This is a genomic window from Saprospiraceae bacterium (assembly GCA_016717265.1).
Taxonomy (GTDB): domain Bacteria; phylum Bacteroidota; class Bacteroidia; order Chitinophagales; family Saprospiraceae; genus Vicinibacter.
Genome location: JADKFX010000001.1, coordinates 3868768 through 3884731, shown reverse-complemented (window position 1 = coordinate 3884731; position 15964 = coordinate 3868768). Strand labels below are relative to the sequence as shown.

At 32.9% G+C, this 15964-nt stretch carries 13 protein-coding genes; 10 read left to right on the top strand and 3 right to left on the bottom strand.

Features of this window, described 5'->3' with window-relative positions:
* Positions 1-97 precede the first annotated feature (97 nt).
* Together IPO86_15230 and IPO86_15225 are read right to left on the bottom strand one after the other, a co-directional pair.
* Positions 98-811: an endonuclease/exonuclease/phosphatase family protein gene (locus tag IPO86_15230; GenBank protein ID MBK9729461.1), complete on the bottom strand. Its 714-nt coding sequence runs from the start codon at positions 809-811 to the stop codon at positions 98-100.
* 115 nt (positions 812-926) lie between these two features.
* The gene (locus IPO86_15225) at positions 927-3581 is read right to left on the bottom strand and encodes a gliding motility-associated C-terminal domain-containing protein (protein ID MBK9729460.1); all 2655 of its coding nucleotides are present in this window, start codon (positions 3579-3581) and stop codon (positions 927-929) included.
* Positions 3582-3917: 336 nt separating this feature from the next.
* Between IPO86_15225 and IPO86_15220 the strand changes: the two genes are divergently transcribed.
* The 9 genes from IPO86_15220 to IPO86_15180 all read left to right on the top strand — a co-directional run bounded on the left by IPO86_15220 (position 3918) and on the right by IPO86_15180 (position 12825).
* A complete protein-coding gene (locus IPO86_15220) occupies positions 3918-4493 on the top strand; it encodes an RNA polymerase sigma factor (protein ID MBK9729459.1) in 576 nt (191 codons plus the stop codon).
* Entirely contained in the window at positions 4456-5361 is a 906-nt protein-coding gene (locus tag IPO86_15215) for a hypothetical protein (GenBank protein ID MBK9729458.1), read from the top strand. The genes IPO86_15220 and IPO86_15215 overlap by 38 nt, the downstream gene beginning before the upstream one ends.
* Before the next feature lie 34 nt (positions 5362-5395).
* Positions 5396-6376, top strand: coding sequence for an outer membrane beta-barrel protein (locus tag IPO86_15210; GenBank protein ID MBK9729457.1), 981 nt, complete (start codon positions 5396-5398; stop codon positions 6374-6376).
* A gap of 223 nt (positions 6377-6599) precedes the next feature.
* Complete coding sequence (queG, locus tag IPO86_15205; protein ID MBK9729456.1) at positions 6600-7529, top strand: tRNA epoxyqueuosine(34) reductase QueG; 930 nt, start codon at positions 6600-6602, stop codon at positions 7527-7529.
* A gap of 208 nt (positions 7530-7737) precedes the next feature.
* Entirely contained in the window at positions 7738-9708 is a 1971-nt protein-coding gene (locus tag IPO86_15200) for a T9SS type A sorting domain-containing protein (protein MBK9729455.1), read from the top strand.
* A gap of 180 nt (positions 9709-9888) precedes the next feature.
* Entirely contained in the window at positions 9889-10590 is a 702-nt protein-coding gene (locus IPO86_15195; GenBank protein ID MBK9729454.1) for an SDR family oxidoreductase, read from the top strand.
* Between the two features lie 14 nt (positions 10591-10604).
* Entirely contained in the window at positions 10605-11264 is a 660-nt protein-coding gene (locus tag IPO86_15190) for a nitroreductase family protein (GenBank protein MBK9729453.1), read from the top strand.
* Between the two features lie 114 nt (positions 11265-11378).
* A complete protein-coding gene (locus IPO86_15185) occupies positions 11379-12302 on the top strand; it encodes a hypothetical protein (protein ID MBK9729452.1) in 924 nt (307 codons plus the stop codon).
* The gene (locus IPO86_15180; GenBank protein MBK9729451.1) at positions 12289-12825 is read left to right on the top strand and encodes a dCTP deaminase; all 537 of its coding nucleotides are present in this window, start codon (positions 12289-12291) and stop codon (positions 12823-12825) included. The genes IPO86_15185 and IPO86_15180 overlap by 14 nt, the downstream gene beginning before the upstream one ends.
* Before the next feature lie 218 nt (positions 12826-13043).
* On the opposite strand, the gene IPO86_15175 is transcribed toward IPO86_15180, so the two are convergent.
* Positions 13044-14990: a KUP/HAK/KT family potassium transporter gene (locus IPO86_15175; protein ID MBK9729450.1), complete on the bottom strand. Its 1947-nt coding sequence runs from the start codon at positions 14988-14990 to the stop codon at positions 13044-13046.
* Positions 14991-15177: 187 nt separating this feature from the next.
* Between IPO86_15175 and IPO86_15170 the strand changes: the two genes are divergently transcribed.
* Complete coding sequence (locus IPO86_15170) at positions 15178-15894, top strand: DUF4197 domain-containing protein (protein ID MBK9729449.1); 717 nt, start codon at positions 15178-15180, stop codon at positions 15892-15894.
* Positions 15895-15964 lie beyond the last annotated feature (70 nt).

The following is a 15964-nucleotide window of genomic DNA, read 5'->3' as shown; positions in this document are numbered from 1 at the left end:
GATGCGGAGAACCAATTTGATTAACCACAAAGGTGTTTGTGGAACACTGAACCGCCATTTTTGCCAAACCCGTGTTCATGCGTTCGCCCTTCTTGTTTCATAGGTCGAAGTTTATTGTCATCGGTGTATGGTCGCTGTGAGTTATCCAATTTGCGTATGTTCCAATTTCTATATTCTTTACTTTGATATAAAGGTCTTCCGAAGCAAAGCAATAGTCAATGTGATAAGGCTTGTCTTTGTTGCGTTGTAAGAAAAAGGTCGGATGATTTTCTTTTCCTTGCTCGATGTCATAGTGCTTATGGTAAACACTATGAATATTTATTTTAGCAAGATTGTTTACAACCTCTGAATGATTTCCAACACGGTCTTTATAGTCCCAAATTTTGTTACTGTTAAAGTCCCCAATTAAAATTGTCGAGTTACCTATTATATTTTTGTAGTAATTAATAGCAAACCATACTTGTCCTATGTAACGTGCTTCACGGTTTTCTTTATTATTCATAGCCCAAACCGCCAAAAGTGTAAATGTTTGTCCGTTACCCGTCACACGAAGTGGAATTATGTAGCGGAACATTGGATTAAAATCAGGTAGAAGTTCAAATTTATAATCTGAATATGAAAATATCCCAATTCCTTTTTTTTTGCCATCACTATACCAATAAATGTCATTTGGTAATTGTGTCGTTGAACTAAATTTTAATTTCTCTGGATGCTCACATTCTTGAATTACTAAAATGTCTGGTCGCTGAAGCAAAATTGTTTCTGCTTTTTTTCTAAATGCTCCTTGGCAATTCCAGGTTATTAATTTCATTTTTTGTCTTTCTGTTCTTTTGTTGCACGGTCGTTATAGGGTGACACATAACAATTAATGCGAGTGCTGGTATTTGATGAAATCATATTAAAAGTATCCTTTAAATTTAGTTGAATTATCGGATTAAAGTCACATCTCCAAACTCAATATGTTTTTCACCTTTAAGGTCTGTCCAATCTATTGTATAAATATATACACCGGATAACATTTTTTGCATTTGGAAATTGCCGTCCCAACCATAATGCGAAACATTTGGTGGAAAATTCAATAATTCATAAAGCAATTCACCCCAACGATTAAAAATTCTAAGTCGATCGATAGTATTTATTTCCTTACTTGCAAATACTGTGAATTGGTCATTTATTCCATCTCCATTTGGTGTAAACACATTGGGTACATAAACAGTTCCTATATATTTAATTTCTAATAGCAATATTCGCAAAGAATCGCAGCCTTCAACACTTTTATAAAGTTGATGAAATACACCAGATTGATCATATAATTTTTGATTTACAGGCCAAATAAAATGATCAAATACACTTGCAGTATCATAAAACGTATAGTTTGGATTAATCTTTAAATTTAAAATAAAAATGGAATCACAAGCATCATTTGTATTGAACTTAAATAAATACTTACCCGCTTTATTGTATGTCTTTCCATTTATTGGCCAGGTATATGAATCGCATACCTGAACATCATTTTCGGATCTATATTCAGGATGAATCTCAAGATTTAGAAACAGGATGGAATCACATCCATCTTTGTTGATCAAATGCAATGGGTAGGTTCCGCTTTTTAGATAGTTTATTCCATTTGCGCTCCAGGTGTATTCATTGCAAGCAGAAACAGTTTGCACCGCTGTGGTGCTTTCAAGGATTTCAAGTTTAAGATAATAGGAAGAGTCGCATCCGAATTGGCTCAGAAAGTTCGCAGTATAAATTCCATTGCTCAGATAATGCTTTCCAGTTACTGGCCATGTGTAGGATTCGCAAATTTTTATTGTATCGAATCGCTTAAAACTTGGAAATATTTCCAAATCAAGTAAAAGTATAGAGTCGCATCCAAAAATATTTGTAAGTGTATCTGAATATATACCACTTCGAATAAATTTTTTGCCATTTACTAACCAAACATAAGATTCGCAATTTTTTACTGTTAACTTACTTCCTGTGATTGGTAAAATATCTAAGTCTAAAGTAAGTATAGAATCACATCCAAATACATTTTTTAAAGTATCATAGTAGAAGCCACTTTGGGTATACGTTTGACCATTTATTGGCCAGCTATAAGATTCACATTTTTTTATGGTTTCTGTCGATTGATTTGATGTCCAAATTTGGAGATCCAAAACTAGTATTGAATCGCATCCATATGCATTGGTGAAAGTGTCTGAATAGATTCCACTTTGCGTGTAGGTTAATCCGGTGACTTGCCAAGTATATGAATTGCAAATTTTTATAGTTTCAATTTGTTTGTTTTCTGGAAGAATCTCTAGATTCAAACTAAAAATTGAATCACAACCGTAAATGGTTTTTAGCGTATCATGGTACCTTCCATTTTTGTAATATGTTTTACCCGTTATTGGCCAGGTAAACGCATGACATATTTTAAATGAATCTATTTTAAAATGTACTTTAAATATCTCTAAATCCAGGTTTATGATAGAATCACATCCATTTAAGTTTTTTAAAACCGTTTTGTATAAACCATCTTGGGTATAAGTTTGGCCATTTGCCGGCCATTTATAGGATTCGCAAACCTTTTGAATCTGGTTTACAGAATCGCTTTTAAAATTCGAATCCATACGCACTGTTAAGGTCTCGCTACAACCATAAAAATCATTTATTTCTACCTGATATACTCCTGGAGACACGTCGTAAACTGTTGAATCCATTGAATTAATTGGCGACAACCAGTTATACTTATACGGAGGTGAACCCTGTTTTCCTTGTATTTTAATTATTCCATTTTGATCATTCGGGCAATTTGGTTGAATGATTGTAAAGGAAGCTGAAGGTTGCGGTAGGCTAATGGATATCGCATCCAAAAAATTTCCTACAGTGGCACCTCCTGCGGCACTTACGGATTTAAATCGCAAAGTATAGTTCGTCTTTCCAGTATCCGGAAATGTATAATTTATCGTATTATATTTCCAAGCATTTCTGTCTGCTGAAAAGTTTCCAAGATTTTGTAGTATGCCTCCTACAGGTCCAATTTCAACACTTAGAACATCAGTCCCTGCTCGTCCTCTATGTGCAAATGAGATTTGTACCCTGCCCCCTAAAGCTGCTGTAAAATTTTGAAATAAAGTAGAAACCATATTTGCATTTAATTCTACAAATTGATTTCCAGAATAAGCAGGTACTCCACCAAAGCCGCTTCCCCAAATTTCAATTTGTTGATCTGTAGCAGTGGTGCTCCAACAGGATACAAGGTCTTGGTGAAAAAACCCAAATGCACCATTTTGAACCAATTTGTCATCTTCAAAGTCTTTATTGCATAACAAGTTGCAAGAAGATTGCAAGTTTGGAAGTTTTTCATCTTTACCAATAGTTCCAGTTTTTGTTTGTGAAGACTGTGAGTTGCAGTTTACATATGCATTCGGATCCACCAATGGATTATCAAAATAGCCAATTATTTTTTCAACAGTGAATCCAGCAGGAACCAGATGCAGGTTGTTTATGCATGCTGAGGGCGCTTTACAAATGTTTGAATATACTTTTAAATTATTGGTAAAATATTGGTTATCAATTAATTGAGTCGCCATTACTGGATTAATACAAATAGCAAGGGATAGGTAAATCAGATATTTTTTAAAAAACACGGTAAACTATGAATGGCTTTATAATTTAATTCTTAGGCAATATTAAACTTTAATATTGAAAATACGGCAAAGTGCATGATAGAATAATGCCAAACAAGATAAACGCAATATTTGGAGGTATATTAATTCATTTAATTTTAAAATAATTTAGAGGATAAATCATTTTATACTTTGATCCTACAACGTATCGTAGTGAACGGTTTAAAAAAAATTATTAATTTTAATGCAACGATTTCTATTTTGGCCAATCTTTAGAATGAAAGCAAACGAAAAACCTTTATGGAACATTTGGTAGATCGGGTTAAACGGAAAGATCATGCAGCCTTTAAAACACTGTATGATATGTATTCCAAGCCGATGTATAATCTATGTTTTCGGATTTTAAACCAGGAAGATGATGCACATGATATTTTGCAGGAAAGTTTTATTAAGATCTTTGAAAACATTGACCAACTTCAAAACAAGGAATTATTAAGTGCATGGATAAAGCGAATTTGTGTAAATACGGCAATACAAGCAGTTAAAAACAGAAAAAAAATTCAGTTTGAAGAATTGGATGAAAATCCGGGGATGATAAACCTTCAAGAAGAAAAAGAGGTGATTCATGAATTGGAATTTGAGAATAATATCCAGGCAATACACAAAGCTATAGCAATGTTGCCAGATCGATACCGGATCGTTTTTACATTGCATGTATTTGAAGAATATAGTCATGAAGAAATATCAAAGACCTTAGGAATAGTTTCAGGAACATCTAGAAGTCAGTACTTGAGAGCCAAACAAAAATTGATTGAAATTTTAAAAAAAAATACTAACAATGTCAGACCAGTTGAAAAAATATATTCAGCAATCTAAACATTCGTTTGATGTTGAAGAACCAAATCCAAATCTTTTTAATAAGATTTTGAATCAAGTTGAAATAAATCAAACGAATAAATTTGCACTAAAAACACACTTTAAAAATAATAAACAATGGTTTTTAATCGCCGCATCATTTGTGCTATTAATATCTGCTACAATTATTCTAAAACAAGTTTCCAATAATTCTCCAGCTAAAAATTCTGAAATTGTTGAACAATCAAATATCAAATCAAACTCGAATGATTTGAACAAGAGTTTAATAGCAGTAGATAAAGCACCTCAGCTTGTGGATGTATTTAATAATGCAAAGGAAATCCCGGTCAAAAATACAAAAGTAAATTCCACTACGATCCGGGTTAAGGATGAAGCTCCGGTTACTGTAAATTTTAAAAATCAAGAAAATGTTGTTCACCTTAAAGAAATAGTTCAAGAAATTGCAATGAATGAATCAGTCCAAGAGAATTCAAAAGCAAACCAATTAGAAAAACAGAGCATAAATCTGTTAGAAAATAATCCTGCTACTTTTAAAGGGGAAACATTGGAAGTTCAAAATAAATACCAAGCAACTCAAATAGCCAATGACCCTATTTTAGCAGAGGCACCAATGAATTCTGATGTTGAGAATGTAGAAACTTTGAATCCAGAAGATAATGTAAAGTCAAAGCCACAGGACCAAACTTTAAAGGGAAGTATTAAAAGAGGTTTTTTTGGGTTTATTTCAAAAAAGGCCAAGCAATGGTCAGGCGATGCGTTAAGTATTGAAAATATAGAAAAAAATGATCGTCCAGTTTTAGCAATACATTTTAAAAATGAAAAATTGGAATTTTCTAAATCCATTAATCTAAGAAATTCAAGTAATTAAGTAAAACATTCACTTACTCATAAAACAATATAAAATGAAAAACAAAGTCTTTTCTATAGCTATGCTTATATTCTTAAGTTGTAGTTTAATCAATGCACAGGTAACTCCTCCTGAACCTCCTACGCCTCCAGTGGCACCAGAAGTCCAGCCTATTCCTAAAATAGTGGATACTACGAGATTTAACTTAGGAAATAAACAAATTTTAATCATTGATTCTAAGTCGCAGAATTCAAATTCTGAAATCGACGAAGAATTAGAAGAGTCTATGAAAGATATTAAAATAGAAATAGAAGAACACAAAAGGGAACTAGATAATGCAAAGCGCGAACAGGAAAGAAAATTAGGAAAAGGAAGTCATGGTGAAAACAAGGCTCCTGATAAGGACCATTCAAAGAAAATGGATAAAAAGAAATCTTCTGCCAATGTTGGATTTCTTGATTTTAATTTAGGATTTAATATTTTGAATTTCGGAAATTCTATTCCGGAATCTACACAAGATGATTTAAAAATTAAATCTTGGGGATCCTGGAGTTATACGTTTACATTCTTACCTACAAAAATTTATCTAGGATCTCCAAATTTTATGTTGATGACTGGTTTTGGTTGGAGAATTGGTCAATTTGAGTTTAAGGAAAAAATAGATTTTGTGCCAAAGCAATCACTGGTGTATACTAAAAATGATCAAATTAAAAAATCACAATTTGTAATTCATCAATTGCAAATACCACTGGGATTTTATTTGCAAAGTAATAAAATAAAAGGGCTTGGTAAAATTGGAATTGGTTTAGGTGGCTATGCTGGACTTTTAATTCATCAGGAATTGGAAACTAAAACAGAAGATCCTAAAAGGTCTATTGAAACGGAGGAAGATTTTGGTTTTGAAGATTTTAGGTATGGTTTGAGTGCACAAGTTGATATTGGGGCTATTAAATTATTTGCCAATATGGATATGAATAAATTATGGAAGGATAATGATATCAAGAATATAGAATGTGGTATTTGGTTTGATTTTTAAAAGCCAAAGTTGCATTTAAGAGATAAAATCAAAGCGTATTATCGTTTGACTTTCTTCATAATGTGGTAAGCCTGTAGGTTGAAGTTCCTGCAGGCTTTTTTTTTATGTATTTATCCATGAATTCTGTTCTTCTTGTTAAAATTGCAATTATTACTTAAACTTACATTAATCTTGTATTCGCATTTTATAAATTTTGAATTAATTCCATATTTTTTAAGTATTCATGAAGCATTCAGCGGAAGGATTAAAAAAATTTGCAAAACAATTGGGTTTCGACAAAGTTGGCGTTGTTAAATCAAGACAATTAGAGGACGAAGCTCGTAAACTGGAACACTGGTTGCATCAAAATTATCATGGAGAAATGAGTTATCTGGAGCGATATTTCGATTTTCGAATAGACCCAAATAAACTAATACCTGGAACCAAATCAATTCTAGTATTTTCACTAAATTATTTTCAAAAAGTTGAAGAAATTTCTGATGATCGTCCTAAAATATCAATGTATGCCATAGGGAAAGATTATCACAAAGTTATCCGGACTAAAACGAAAGCATTGATTCGATGGATGAAATCAGAATTTGGGGATATTCAAGCCAGAGCCTTTGTTGATTCCGGGCCTGTATTAGAGCGCGTTTGGGCACATGAAGCAGGAATTGCCTGGACTGGAAAGAATACACTCTCTATCCATCCTAAAAGCGGTTCTTATTTTTTTTTAGCATGTATCTTAACAGATCTTGAATTTGAATATGATCAACCCATAAAGGACTATTGTGGTACTTGTCGAAAATGTATCGATGCATGTCCTACACAAGCTTTCCATTCAAATGGTTATCTTTTGGATGCTAGTAAATGTATTTCTTATTTAACCATTGAGTTAAAGAATGCTATCCCGGATACGTTTCATGGCAAAATGGAAAACTGGATTTTTGGTTGCGATATTTGTCAGCAGGTTTGTCCGTGGAACCGATTTTCTACAAATACAGATGAAGAAGAATTTGTGAATTCAAAAAATCCAGGAACTATAACAAGTTTAGAATGGTTGGAAATGAACGAATCTGAATTTCAATATCGTTTTAATAATTCAGCTTTAAAACGGACGGGCTTAAAGGGTATTCAACGCAATATTCGCTTTATTGAAAAACGCAAATCCTAGGTCAGAAATTTTTTAAGCAATCAATTCCTGGAACTTTTAAAACATATTTTTTGTTTATATAAAACTATTTCTGTTGGATAATCCTCGTCAGAAAACACGAATATAGATTAACACTTATTTTAATATGTAATTTTAACATTTGCTTACACTTGTGCATTTTGTTTTTCGCGAAAGTGGAGTTATTTTTAAACTGTTTTAAACCGGAGAAATGAGACGAAGTAATTCATGGTTAATGGTTATAATTCTGACAGGGAGTGTTTTTTACCTGTTTGCCAAACCTAAAGGTCCCAACACACTTTTGGTTGATTGCCCTGCTCCAATTACTTTAATTGAAGGGTCTAAATATGATACTTCAGTAACTGGAGTTCCAAAAGTTACAGAAAACAATGGTGGTGCAGTCACAATTTCTTATTTAGAAGTTTATCAAAAAGGGGATTGCAAGAATCATGCAGATTTGGTGTTGCGAATATTTACAATTACAAATTCAATTGGCGAGCAAGTTCGTTGTAATCAAAATATTACAATTAAACATTTGAATGTTACGGATATTTATATGCCTGCAGATACAACGATTGATTATCCAGATAGTCTGAATGATTTTACTCAGAAATTGTTAAAATTACCGAAGACATTAGGTTCTGTTAAAATATCTTATTTTGATACTAGAATTTCGCAAAATTGTAATATTCCTATCCGAGTTCGGCGACAATGGTCTTTGGAAGATATCTGTAACGGACAAATAAGAACTGGAACTACCTTTTTAAATATCCACAAATATTTTAACAGTTTTAAACAATTCAATAATCAATCTGATGCAATTTGTGTGGATGAAGGATTTGTCAATTTAAGTCCGGTTGGAGATTTTAAACCCTATACTTATAAATGGTCCACAGGTGATACGGTTTCATTTTTAAACAATAAATCACCCGGAAGCTATACTTTGACAGTTACAGATCGTTTTAATTGTACTGCAAGTATTGTATACAATTTGCTTTCTATGTCGCAACGAGCTGATATTGGTGGCAAGATTGCTACGGATGTTGGAATCAGAGTAGTACCAGATTCTCTTGTCTTTGAGAATCCAAGTTTAATTCAGAAATATTGTGTTTCGCAACAAAGTGGAATTCATTATGGCTTTACTTTAAAAACAAAAAAAATAGGGCAGTATAATTATCGATTTGTTAAAAATACTGGAGCAAGAGATGCTATTACTACAAAAGATATAATTTTAATTCAGCGACATATTTTAAATATAAGTAGGTTTAAGGATACACTTCAAAATATTGCTGCGGATGTAAATAACAATTTTAATATAACGGCTTCTGATATCACAGAGTTAAGAAGATTAATTTTAGGTATTAAAGAGAGTTTTACAAACGTAAAACCTTGGTATTTTTTACGTTCAGATTGGCGTTCTGTTGCTAAACCGAATCGACCTATTTCCGAAATTGAATTTAAAGGGATCAATGTGCCAAATTTTCCATTGACCAATGTCAATGTATTCGCTTTAAAAATGGGTGATATCGATTTAAGTTATGATGGATTTAAATCAGAGACCATGATTACCAGAGCGATTTCTGATGATGTGATTTTAAATATTAAAGAGGCTGTTTTTAATAATGGAAATTATTGGATTCCTGTTTTTTTAAATTCAAATGTACCAATGCTCGGAATTCAATTTCGATTGCAAAATTTAAAAACGGATTCACTTGAAATATGTGGATTGCAATTAGAAACTTCCAGTACTTTTATGAATGGAAATTCAATTGCTATAAGTTGGAGCGAAGGCATACCACTAAAATGGAATCAGGATTTACCACTATTTTACATTAAAGCCGGGGACCCAAAAGATATTATATTGGATCCGTCTTTTGAAATGGCTTGGTATGATCAATATTTGCAAGAATTTGCTATCAAATTTAACAAGGTGCAAATGAATTCAGTGTTTGGAAATTCAAATCTATTTTATCCGAATCCAACCACTGATAAAATTTATTTTAAAATACCCAATGATGTATTTCAATTGCGTATTTATAATCTTGATGGAAGACTCATTCAAACGAATGAAGTGCTTAAACAGCAACCATTGAGTACAAATCATTTGATAAAGGGAACCTACATTCTTTCCTGTTCAGCCGGAACAAATTTTATAGGAAGTGATGTACTCATTATAAAGTAGCACATTAAGTACTACTTCAGGTGTCTTTTATTTGTTCTAACTATTTAGGGACTCTACGTTTGAAATTTACTTTTTGTATTTTATTTTTGTTTGTAATAATTTAAGCGGGATTCAATATTAAGTTCAGGCTGATTTTAGAATAGTTGTTGTAATTTAGCAATAGCTTATTTATCTTGCAACATGAATGCAGTTATAACAGGTGCAAGTAAAGGCTTAGGAAAGGCCATTGCGATTGCATTAGTACAAAAAGGTTTTAATGTTTTTATACATTCCCGATCAGAGGGTGATTTAGATAAAGTAAAGCAAGAGCTGCTTGCTTTAAACCCAAAATGTAAAGTTTTTTATTTCGCTTGTGACATCTCTAACAAAGAAGCAATAAAAGCATTGGCGATTTCTATTTTATCCGTATTTAGAGAAGTGGATATATTAATTAATAATGCAGGTGTATATTTGCCAGGTACTATAAGTGCTGAACCCGAAGGGACTTTAGAGCAATTGTTAAACACAAATCTATATAGTGCATATCATTTGACTCGTGCTATATTGCCAAATATGCTTCATCGCAATTCAGGGCATATATTTAATATGTGTTCAATTGCAAGTCTTGATTCTTATCCTGGAGGAAGTTCATATTGTATAAGCAAGTTTGCATTGTTGGGATTTAGTAAATGTCTGCGTGAAGAATTGAAAGATAAGGGGATCCGGGTAACATCTATTTTACCTGGAGCTACCTGGTCTGATTCCTGGAAAGGTGCTAATTTACCTATAGATAGAATAATGCAAGCAACAGATATCGCCAAAATTGTACTATGTGCCATTGAATTAAGTCCTTCGGCGGTTTTAGAAGAAATTATTGTAAGACCACAGCTAGGAGATCTTTGAAAAAATTTGCAAATATGGAGCCTTCTTTTATTTCATATCAACCGTTTACTTATACGGATCAAAAAATGCTTTCCCGAGGGGATGATTTTTACAATATGATGGATTATCGGCGAACCGTTCGGGAGTTTTCTTCAAAACCAGTGCCCATATCACTTATTCAACAATTAATTCGCACAGCAAGTACTGCACCTTCTGGAGCGCATAAACAACCCTGGACTTTTTGTATCGTACAGGATCCTCTTCTTAAGAAAAAAATCAGAGTTGCGGCAGAAGAAGAAGAATATGAAAACTATCATGGCCGGATGCCTCAGGAATGGCTGGATGATCTTGCTAAATTAGGAACCGATTGTGAAAAGCCATTTTTGGAAACGGCTCCATTTTTAATTATTGTGTTTAAAAAAACCTATGACCTAAAGAATGGCAATAAATGTAAGAATTATTATGTGCAAGAGTCTGTCGGGATTGCATGTGGTTTCTTAATTGCAGCAATCCATTATGTTGGTTTAGTTTGTCTTACACATACACCGAGTCCGATGAATTTTTTACAAGAAATTTTAAAGAGACCAGAAAACGAAAAACCTTTTTTATTGATACCTGTTGGTTTTCCTGCTGAACAAGTTAGTGTTCCTGCATTGCATCGGAAAACTTTAGAAGAGGTAGCAGTATTTTATTGAAGGCACTATATGATTTAGAATTTACTTTACTTTCATTTTATAAAATCAATATTTGAATTCTCGATTTTGTAAAATTTTAATTCAAGTATTTTGCGATCCTATAATTTTTATTTCATGCAATCTAATTTCATTATTCAGACACATAAACTTCAAGGCCATAAGGCAGCCGTTTATTGTTTATGCAATGGGTTTGAGAGGCATACTTTTTTTAGTGCTGGAAGTGATGGAATAATCTGCAAATGGAATTCGGAACTTACATCTGATGGTATCTTATTTGCTTCTACAGGGGAGCGTATTTTTTCATTGGCCGCTTTTTCCGAATTTGGAGTATTGTTTGCCGGAACCATGCTTGGAGATCTTTTTTATATTGATTTTGAAAAAGGTAGCACAGCTAAACGATTTCGATTTCATCAACATTCTATATACCGCTTAGCTAAATGGAATGAAATTCTGGTTGCAATAGCTGGAGATGGAATTATTTCCTTGTGGAACGCAAGAGATGGTAAGCTTATGGATCATTTAAAAATTAGCAATGCAAAATTGAGGAGTTTAGCAATTGATTCAAAGAATAATACTGCTTTTATTGGGGACTCTAATGGAACCATTCATATTCTTAGTTTGCCAGATTTACAAATAATTCATCAAATTCATGAGTATCATCAGAAAACCATTTTTTCAATGTGTTATTTGGAATCAGAAAAGTATTTGATTACCGGTGGCTTAGACGCAATGATTCGGGTTTTAAATGCTGACAACCAATCTGTAATAGAAATTAAATCGCATTGGTTTTGTGTGAATGATATCTGTAATCTAGAGGGGAGTCCATTTTTTGCAACGGCTAGCAGAGATAAAAGTATAAGAATATGGAATAAAGCAAATTGGAGTTTGGTTAAGGAAATTTCTTCACCTAAATTTGCAGCTCACATGCATTCTGTGAATAGCCTTTATTGGATGCAATTTATGGAGACCTTATTTTCTTGTGGAGATGATGGAATTATTTATGGGTGGAAATTAAATATTGAAAATGATACTAAGTGATACTAAAATTTTAGAGGCTATTGAAAGGGGGGATATCTTAATTGAACCATTTGATATTAAATGTCTTGGAACGAATTCATACGATGTGCATTTAGGAAAAACGCTCGCAGTTTATGATGCTCCAGTATTAGATGCGAAAAAGCATAATACCATTTCTTATATTGAAATTCCAGAAGATGGATTTGTAATTTGTCCAGGTACCTTATACTTAGGAGTTACTGAAGAATATACAGAAGCACATCATGCAGTGCCATTTTTAGAAGGCAAATCCAGTGTTGGTCGTTTAGGAATTGATATACATGCTACTGCTGGAAAAGGGGATGTAGGATTTTGCAATACTTGGACTTTAGAAATTAGTTGCGTTCATCCTGTTCGTATTTATGCAGGAATGCCAATTGGACAATTAATTTATTTTGCTGTTGAAGGTAAAATAGAAAACTATTATAATAAAAAATCAAATGCAAAATACAATGATCGCACTACGAAGCCTGTAGAAAGTATGATGTGGAAGAATACGTTTTAAACGTTTAAGACGAATTGACCAACACATTAAAATGTCTTATTGTTCGTATATTTTTGCAAATATTTAAGTTCTACCTGCGTACGTTTTCTTTCAAAAAAAAATAGAATTAACTTTGAATATGCGCTGTGATCTTTGAATTTATTTTGGGCTTCATTCAAAATGAAACATGATCTGGGTTAAATCAAAAATATTGTCAAATCTAACAGACGAATCCTAATTTAGTGTTCGCGTTCTAAATGCATCTCTGCTTTTTTGCCAACAAGAATAGGCACGATTTCTTCTTCTACATTGGACATTTCAAGTCCAAAATCTTCAACAGCTGGTAGACTGATTTTTTTAATCATGCGATACGTTCTTACAACCCATTGCTCGAAACCGGTTAATTCAGTATCGGCGGAAACTCTGGTGTGTAAAAGTATAAATTTGAAATCGGCATCAATATGGTGTTTTCGGATAGAAGGATAAGGACTTTTCACACTTACCTCTCCACTCGCGACCATTTGATCAACGATTTCATGAAACATTGAATTTACTCTGTGTTCTACTTTAAAACCAAATCGTAAGTGCACAAAAAATACTTCTTTTGGTACAATGGTATCTACATGAAATGATTTATTATAAGGTTCATCCAAAATCTGTACATGCACAAACCAATAAACATCTGCTCGTTTTGGTTTTTTACGCAAAATAGAATACATAATATTGGAATCTATAAGTTGTTTACTTTCAGACATACTTAGATAAACCAAGTGGCTAGCTTCTTTTTGAATTGTATTATCGTCTTGTAAATCTTTTAAAACAGGAATAAAATCTTTTAACTGAACAAAACGGGTATGCTTGTCGCGAATTTTTTGGGCATTATATAATACAAATACCATAGTCGCAAAAATTGCTGTCAAAGTCAATGTGAACCATCCACCATGTGCCAGTTTATCAATATTCGATATTAAAAATACAGTTTCAAAACACATATAAAAGATAAGCAAACTTAATCCGATCCAGGTGCGATGAAACCTAATTTTATAATAATAGCTCAACAACATAGTCGTCATCAACATATTTATTATAATCGCAAGCCCATAGGCTGCTTCCATGTTTTCCGAAGTTTGAAAAATTAATTGAACTGCAATACATCCAAACATTAAAAACCAATTAATACTTGGTATATAAATTTGACCTTTTAAAGTGGATGGATAGTTAACCCGGGTTCGAAACCATAGATGAAGTTTCATGGCTTCATTAACCAAAGTAAATACCCCGCTAATTAAAGCCTGGCTTGCGATAATGGTTGAAATGGTTGCGATTCCAATTCCAATTGGCAAAAACCATTCAGGCATAAGTTGAAAAAAGATACGCTGGCCTTCAGCCAATGGTTGACCATTCAGATTACTAAGCAACCAGGCAGCTTGTCCAAAATAATTGAGAACCAGGCAAACAATAACAAAACTCCAACTTATTCTAATGTTTAATTTGCCACAATGGCCTAAATCCGAATATAGGGCTTCCCCTCCAGTAGTACAGAGAAAAACAGCTCCAAGTAGCCAAAATCCTTGTGGGTAATTCATTAATAAATTAATAGCATATTGCGGATTAAAAGCAGCTAAGACTTCTAAGTGATTGGTTATTTGATTAAAACCTAAAATTCCAATCATAGTAAACCAAATGAACATTATAGGGCCAAATGTGATGCCAACAGTTTGTGTTCCAACTTGTTGAAAAGCAAAAATTGCGATGATAATGCCAATGACTATGGGTACCGTTTTAATATCAGGATATATTAATGTAATCCCTTCTACCGCAGAAGAAATTGAAATAGGAGGTGTGATAAATCCATCTGCAATTAAGGTGGCACAGCCTAATATTGCAGGATAAATAACCCAACTCGTATTATATCTACGAACCAATGCATAAAGTGCGAAAATTCCACCCTCGCCTTTATTATCTGCATTTAAAGCTAAATAAATATATTTGACAGTTGTCAATATTATCAATGTCCATAAAACACATGAAACGCCTCCTAAAACTAATTCAGGAGAAATAATCTTTCCCTTAGTTATGGCCTGCATTACATATAAAGGGGAAGTCCCAATATCTCCAAAAATTATTCCCAAGGTGACTAATAAACCACCAACACTAAATTTATGATGCTGACCACTTATCTTCATAATCTTAAATTGAAACTATTTTTGTTCAAATGTGGGCATAAAATTACTATTCCGACGCGCTTATTCTAATTTTTAATGAAAAAATCAATAGGCTATTATTAATTTATTAGAACCACCAGCATTATTTTTCACAAAGATTTAACCAAACCAACCAGCTAAATAAGATAGTTTTGCTGTTCTAATTAAAATGAAAACCATGAAATTTATATGTATTGCAGTAAGTTCGGTACTTTTTTTAAGCTCTTGTTCGGCTCAATTTGATAAGCTTTTGAAAAAAGTTATAAAAACGGACTTAAGTACAGAAGATGTTGCCGCAGGGTTGAAAGAAGCTTTGTCAAATGGTACTAGTAAAGGATCTGATTTGCTTGCTCAAAAAGACGGATATTTTAAAAGTGCTTATAAAATCTTCTTGCCTGAAGAAGCACAAAATGTATGTAATAAATTAAGAGTAGTGCCAGGTTTTAGTTCCATTGAAGAAGATGTTATTGAAAAATTAAATCGTGCAGCAGAAGATGCCGCTGTAAAAGCAAAACCTATTTTTTTAAATGCCATTAAACAAATGACGATTGCCGATGCCTGGAATATTTTGAAAGGACAAGATAATGCAGCTACTGTTTTTTTGCAACGCACTACTAACCAGGCACTTTATAATGAATTTAAGCCGATTATTACAGAGTCCATGGAAAGAGTTGGAGCAATTCAACTATGGGCTTCAGCGATCGGTAAGTATAACCAAATACCATTTGTTAAGAAAGCAAATCCTGATATGTCAGATTATGTGACCAATAAAGCTTTAGAAGGATTGTTTAAAAAAATAGAAGAAGAAGAGAAAGACATTCGACATAATTTCGCATCCAGAACTACAGATCTGTTAAAACGGGTATTTTCCAAACAGGATAAGTGATTTTAGAGTACTACTTACTTTTGTTTGTAATCGGCAAATATGTTTGATCTGAATAATTTTGGATCCAAGC